This is a genomic window from Mesorhizobium sp. M7A.F.Ca.MR.362.00.0.0 (assembly GCF_004023175.1).
Classification (GTDB): domain Bacteria; phylum Pseudomonadota; class Alphaproteobacteria; order Rhizobiales; family Rhizobiaceae; genus Mesorhizobium.
Genome location: NZ_RZTF01000051.1, coordinates 1 through 6,518, shown reverse-complemented (window position 1 = coordinate 6,518; position 6,518 = coordinate 1). Strand labels below are relative to the sequence as shown.

5 protein-coding genes are annotated in these 6,518 nt (G+C 60.2%); 2 read left to right on the top strand and 3 right to left on the bottom strand.

The genetic code is table 11. The features are described 5' to 3' along the window. Window positions 1–24: 24 nt before the first annotated feature. Window positions 25–1,203, top strand: coding sequence for a zinc-dependent alcohol dehydrogenase (locus EOC06_RS09800; RefSeq protein WP_128307631.1), 1,179 nt, complete (start codon window positions 25–27; stop codon window positions 1,201–1,203). A 427-nt stretch (window positions 1,204–1,630) separates the two neighbouring features. Here the strand turns inward: EOC06_RS09800 and EOC06_RS09795 are convergent, their stop codons facing one another. Both EOC06_RS09795 and EOC06_RS09790 read right to left on the bottom strand, forming a co-directional pair. Further along, window positions 1,631–2,011, bottom strand: coding sequence for a response regulator (locus EOC06_RS09795; protein ID WP_127321138.1), 381 nt, complete (start codon window positions 2,009–2,011; stop codon window positions 1,631–1,633). Next, window positions 2,008–5,124 (bottom strand): CheR family methyltransferase, encoded by a 3,117-nt coding sequence (locus tag EOC06_RS09790; RefSeq protein WP_128307630.1) that lies wholly within the window; start codon window positions 5,122–5,124, stop codon window positions 2,008–2,010. Before EOC06_RS09790 ends, EOC06_RS09795 begins: the two co-directional genes overlap by 4 nt. A gap of 271 nt (window positions 5,125–5,395) precedes the next feature. On the opposite strand from EOC06_RS09790, the gene EOC06_RS09785 reads away from it, so the two are divergent. After that, window positions 5,396–6,052, top strand: a complete 657-nt coding sequence (locus EOC06_RS09785; RefSeq protein WP_128307629.1) for a response regulator — start codon at window positions 5,396–5,398, stop codon at window positions 6,050–6,052. Between the two features lie 107 nt (window positions 6,053–6,159). Here the strand turns inward: EOC06_RS09785 and EOC06_RS09780 are convergent, their stop codons facing one another. Further along, window positions 6,160–6,432 (bottom strand): hypothetical protein, encoded by a 273-nt coding sequence (locus EOC06_RS09780; protein WP_023809470.1) that lies wholly within the window; start codon window positions 6,430–6,432, stop codon window positions 6,160–6,162. Window positions 6,433–6,518 lie beyond the last annotated feature (86 nt).

Sequence of the window (6,518 nt, the reverse complement as noted above, 5' to 3'; positions counted from 1 at the left end):
CCTTCTCCAAGCAGGAGCACCATCATGAAAGCGCTCACATGGCACGGCAAAGGCGACATTCGATGCGATCAGGTGGCTGACCCCGGCATCGAGGATGATCGCGACGTCATCATCAAAGTCACCTGTTGCGCCATATGCGGCTCGGACCTGCATCTGATGAACGGATATATGCCGACCATGGAATCTGGAGATGTGCTCGGACACGAGACGATGGGCGAGGTCGTCGAAGTCGGAAGCGGCCATTCGAAATTTAGAAAAGGCGACCGCATCGTGGTGCCTTTCAACATCTCATGCGGCGAGTGCTGGTTTTGCCAGAAGGGGCTGTTCTCGCTTTGCGACAGGTCCAATCCCAATGCCAAACAGGCTGCCGAAGTGATGGGACAATCCCCGGCTGGCCTGTTCGGCTATTCGCATCTGGTGGGCGGCTATTGGGGAGGGCAAGCCGAATATCTGCGTGTTCCTTTCGCCGACGTCGGTCCGATCAAGGTGCCGGACGGAATGGACGACGAACAGGTGCTGTTTCTCTCCGACATCTTTCCAACCGGCTATATGGCGGCCGAAAACGCCGGCATCGAGCCAGGTGATACCGTCGCCATCTGGGGCTGCGGTCCGGTTGGTCAGTTCGCCATCCAGAGCGCATGGATGCTCGGCGCCGGCCGTGTCATCGCCATTGACAAGATTCCGGAGCGGCTGGCGATGGCTCGCGAGCACGGCAAGGCCGAGACGCTCGACTTCAGCAATTCCGATATCTACGACGCTTTGATGGCGATGACCGATGGCCGCGGTCCGGATCGCTGCATAGACTGTGTCGGGACCGAGTCGGATCCCGGCGCCAGTGCCGACTCCATGCTCGACAAGGTCAAGGCTGCCGTCTATCTCGGCACCGATAGGCCGCATGTATTGCGCGAAGCAATCTACTCCTGCCGCAAAGGCGGCACCATCTCGGTGCCCGGCGTCTATATCGGCCTCGTCGATCATATTCCGTTCGGCGCCGCGATGAACAAAGGACTGACCTTCCGGATGGGTCAGACGCACACGCAACGCTATCTCGAACCGCTCCTGGCCATGGTGCAGAAGGGCGACATCGATCCCTCCTTCGTGATCACGCACCGGGCAGACCTCGAAGCGGGACCGGACCTCTACAAGACGTTCCGTGACAAGCAGGATGGCTGCATCAAGGTGGTAATGCGACCGCATGACTGAGATGTCGGCATCTTGCGCGGGGTCCACCTTGCGCGGATTCCCCGCCAAGGATAGCACCGACGCCGACGAGGAACCTGGAACTTTCAACCGTGGCGGTGGTTGACCCGCAGAATAAACTCAGGGCGACAAGACTATCGTGCCCGCCCGCTGCGAAGGAAGCTATCGCCATGAGCAATGAGAATTCCACATCGAAACCCAGCGTCCGGTCACCAAACGCCGATGCTCTGCCGCACCCGAGACGGGACGCCAGTGACACGGATGCCGGTGCTAAGCCGCTGACGCCGAAAACCGCCGGCACGTCCCGGCCATCGGCCCCGCCGCTGGACAATCCGGTTGCCAATCGAAACGCGGGGCGGCCGCGTCAGGCGAGCACCACGCCTAGGCCGACGGACAAGCCCCTGGACTGATCAAAACCGGCCTCTTGAATTCATAACGAGTGTTTGTCGGGACGAAGCGATGCCAGGTCGGCCAGGGTGTTGAGAAGTGCAGCGTCGCCTGCTGGCTTCGGCACGAATTTGCAGTTTCGGAAGGGTGTGGGAACGTCGCGCGGCCCAAATCCGGTCATGAAGGCGAATGGGATGCCGCGAGCCAGCAATGTTTCGGCCACGGGCAGACTTGTTTCACCGTTCAATTGAATGTCCAGCAGCGCCACGTCGGCTTTGCCTGCATCGATAAGCTGACGAGCCGCGGCGACCGACGAGACCGGGCCGATCACCGGATAACCCGCCGCACGCAGGCGTGACGCGATGTCTTCGGCGATCAGCCATTCGTCCTCGACCACCAGAACGCGTGGCCTGTCGTCGCTCACGGCGCCTCCTTGTGGTTTGCTGGAAACGCGATCTGGACGCTGAGGCCGTCCTTGTGGAACGCGGTCTCGACATGGCCGCCGAGCCTGTAACCGATTTCTCCCTGCAGCAGGGTCAGCCCAAAACCGTTCTCCAACGGCGCCTTGACAAGAGGGCCGTCCTTTTCTCGCCAGCCAAATGTGAAACTGTCGTCCTCGATCGACCATTGCACACTGACCTTGCCATCGGTTTTTGACAAAGCGCCGTACTTGGCCGCGTTGGTGGCCAGTTCATGAATGGCCATACTCAGGGAAAGCCCCTGTTGCGGACCTAGTTTGACATCCTCGCCATCGAGTTCGATCCGCTCGATGCCGAATGGTTCGAGCTCCTGCTGGAGCAGTTCCCTGACCGAGGCTTCCTTCCATCTCTCCCGGGTCAGCAGGCCGTAGGCCCGCGACATGGCATGCAGGCGACCGATCAGCGCATCCGCGAACTCCTCCTTCGTATCAGAACTTTCCCGCGTGCGGCTTGCAATGCTGGCGATCACCGCAAGCATGTTCTTGACCCGGTGGTTGAGTTCCGAGATGAGCACCTGCTGATGCTCTTCTGCCTGTGCCAGAGTGGTGACATCGACAAGTGTCACCACCACGCCCTGGATCCTGTTGCCCTTGTCGCGATAGGGATTGATGCGGACCATGTGGAACAGACCCCTGGCATCGCGTGCCAGATGGTGATTCAGGACCTCGCCTGTCTCGAACACCTTGTCGATGTGCTGCTTCAACTCGGGGTAGTCGAGTTGGCTCGACAGATCCGTCAGCGGCCGGCCGACATCGGAGGGGCGCAGGCTGAAGAAGGATGACGCCGCCGGCGTGAAGGTTCGCACCACAAGGCTGCGGTCGAGGAAAATGGTCGCGATGTCGGTGCTTTCGAACAGGTTGCGCAGGTCGCCGTTGGCGTGGTCGAGCTCCTCTATCTTGGCCGTCAACTCGGCATTGATCGTGTTGAGCTCCTCGTTGAGCGACTGCATCTCCTCCTTCGAGGCTTCGAGTTCCTCGTTGGTGGATTGCGCCTCCTCATTGACGGAGACGAGTTCCTCGTTCGACGATTTCACCTCCTCCAGCGCGGTCTCGTACTCCTCGATCGTCGATTGCAGGCGCTCTCTGGTGTCGCGTAGTTCCCGCTCGAGATCGGCGGTGCTGTCGCTGTCGCTGTCGCGGCCGCCGCCATCTTCTTCTGAGGGGGCCTGGGTCGGCCCCGACGGTTCGAACAGGACGAGATAAAGCGGCTCGCTATTGCCACGTTCGGCGAGCGGTTCGATCGTCAGCCTGATCGGCTGGACCCGTTCGTCGTCTTCCTCCACGATGAGGTTTTCCCGCACCACTGTGCGGCGCGTCGTCGTCGCTTCCCGCAACGCGGCGCGGAGGTCCAGCCGCAGCCCACGCCTAGCCATCGTCAGCAACTGCCGGCTGGGAATCCCTTGTGGCGCTTCGAGATATCTGCCGGTCCTGGCCGAATAATAGACGACATCGCCCTCGGCGTTGACCAGGACATGCGGCGGCGCGAACCGTTCCAGCACCTGCGCCTCGACTGCCTGCCGCAGGGGATAGCCGACAAGTCCCTTCTTCGAGCCGGCGCTTTCGGATGGGAAGACGCTGGAATGGCTTTCTCCGATCAGGGCCGGCAGTCTGATGTGCGGTGAGGCATGCTCCCGCGCCTGGAAAATGCGATGTTTCTTGTCGACAGTGGCAAACAGATTGTCGTGCTGCCCGACGCTTTCGGAGGTGCCGAGGAACAGGTAACCGCCGGGCTTCAATGCATAGTGGAAGACAGGGATTACACGGCTCTGGATGCTCGGGCCGAAATAGATCAGCAGATTGCGGCAGGAGACCAGGTCCATGCGCGAGAAAGGCGGATCGCGAATGACGCTGTGCGGCGAGAAGATGCACAGTTCCCGTATCTCGTTGCTAATGACATAGCTCTCTCCGTCGCCGTTGAAGAACCGCTGTCGGCGTTCGGGTGAAAGCCCTTGCAGCAAGGCTTCGGGATAGCGTGCCGCCCGGGCCACCGCCAGCGCCGGCTCGTCTATGTCGGTGGCAAATATCTGGACGCGCGGAACGACCGTAAGCTTCTCCATGTGTTCGCGCAGCAGGATGCCGATGGAGAATACCTCCTCGCCCGTGGCGCATCCGGGGACCCAGACCCTGACGGTGTCGCTGGCGGTCTTGCCTTCGAACAGCTGCGGTATGATATTTCGCTCGAGCAACTCGAAGGCATCGGGGTCGCGAAAGAAGTTGGTGACGTTGATCAGCAGATCGCGAAAAAGGTTCATCACCTCGCGAGCATCCTTCTTCAGCCAGTCTATATAGCCGCTGATGGAATGAACCTGGGCGATCTGCATGCGTCGCTTCACGCGGCGCAGGAACGTCTTGGGCTTATAGCCCGAGAAGTCATGGCCGGAGTGGCTGCGCAGAATGGCGTAGATTTGTTCTCGCACCTTGTCGATGTCGGGCGTTTGATCGCCATCGTCTTCCGCCAACCCCTCCAGCGTGTCGAAGCCGCGGGCGAAAGCCTCCAGCTTCGCCCCGATCTCCTCGGCAGTCACAGCGATATCGACGAGTCCACTGGCAATAGCGCTCTGCGGCATGTCGGGATTGCGCGGCCCGTAGCCGTCCGGCGCTTGCGCGACGATAAACCCGCCCCGCTCCTTGATGGCCTTGGCGCCCAGGGTTCCATCGGAATCACCGCCCGACAGGATGACGCCGACGGCATATTCGCCCTGGTCTTCACCCAGTGCGCTGAAGAAGATATCGATGGGCTTGCGCTCCTGGGTAAGCCCATTGGGCCGACGCAGGTACAGCACCCCCGATTCAATGGCCAATGTCACGTTTTGCGGCATCACATAGACGTGGTCAGGTTGAACCACCGTGCCATCCTCGACCACCGAAACAGGCATCTCGGTGTAGCGGCTGACAACCTCATGCAACAGACTCTCCCTGTTGGGGCTGAGATGTGTGATGATGACGAACGCCATGCCGGGCTGGCCGGTCACGCCCTTGAAAAGGCCCTCCATCGCGGGAATGCCGCCCGCGGACGCGCCTATGCCCACGATGGGAAATCTAGTCGATCGGGCAGTCACGGCATGTCCCCCTTTCGCCGACCCGACATGAAGTCTCCTCAAGGTCGGATCGAACAGGACACAACCATATAGCGCGCAAGACGGATGGAACAAGACGTCAGGGATGACGTTGAACCCGATATCAATGGTGGTTCAATGGCAAAACGATCTGCTGACATAAAACTCCCGACGCCGGTGGTATCAGGAGCGCCTGGATCGCTCGAAGGTTCCCATGCGGGGCCCGTCCCGGATCGCATGCTGACGCTTGCGAAACGGTTGCAGGCGGCCTTGGATGACAGAATTCGGAAAGCAAATCCTCTGCATTCTAACCTCCGTTCCAAGAAAGGATGATGACGTGCGCGACCTGCGGGGGCTGCATATTCTGATAGTCGAAGACGAATGGACGATGGCGGGAGATCTTGCGCGGTTTTTCAGCAATATGGGCGCCATAATCCTTGGTCCCGCTGCAACCGTCGAACAGGCTTCCAAACACACCGGGACGGCCGAAGCTGCAATCCTCGACGTCAATCTCAATGGCCGACGCGTGTTTCCAATCGCCGATGAGTTGATGCGCCGGGGTGTCCCCTTCGTGTTCTTCAGTGGCGATGACGACATCGCCATTCCCGATCATCTCCGCTACGCCAGCAATTTGCGGAAATCCTCGGGCAGCCAGGCGGTGTTCAACGCACTCTTTCCCCCGCAGGCATCGGGGCGGGCGACCCCCGGACCGGACCCGTCCGACGACGTCTTCGCGCTTTTGCCCAAACTGCGACTTGCGGCGCGCCTTTTGCTGGGAGACGTCGACGCATCGGATCGGCTCGTCGAGAGGACGCTCGAGCAAGCGATCCTGGATGTCGACCGCAGACAGCTTGGTCAATCCACTGAAAACTGGCTCAACGGCATCATGCGAGAGATGGCGAAAACCCGCGGCGCAAAACTGATGCATTAATTTTACCTTCCAAGGCCTCTCAGGCTGAAGTTCCAAGCCGCGGGGCCGTCATTGTTCACCACATCTCGAAAACTTGGCCGTACAGATAGGCCGCTTGACCGGCGTCATCAGCCCTTCTGATTGCGCTCGACGAATTTGTTGAAACGGCTGGCTTTCCCCTCACCGGTCTTGGCCTGATACAGGAAGGCCAGATCATTCTCGTCGAATATTCGGAAAAACTCGTCCCATTCGATGGGCTCGAATGCTTCCTCGGGCTCGCCGAAGTCGATCCGCAGTATACCGCCCTCGCCTTTGGTGCGCACCACCGCCGGCCGGCCGTCCCGCTCCTCGGCCCATTTGCGAATTTCGTCATGGTTGGTGGTCGTTTGCGACTGAGACATTGAAATCTCCTTTGATCGGCGTTGCCACATGGGACGCGCGGGCTGTCGGGCGTCCTAACAGCACAAGGGCGTCAATGTTCCAGCAC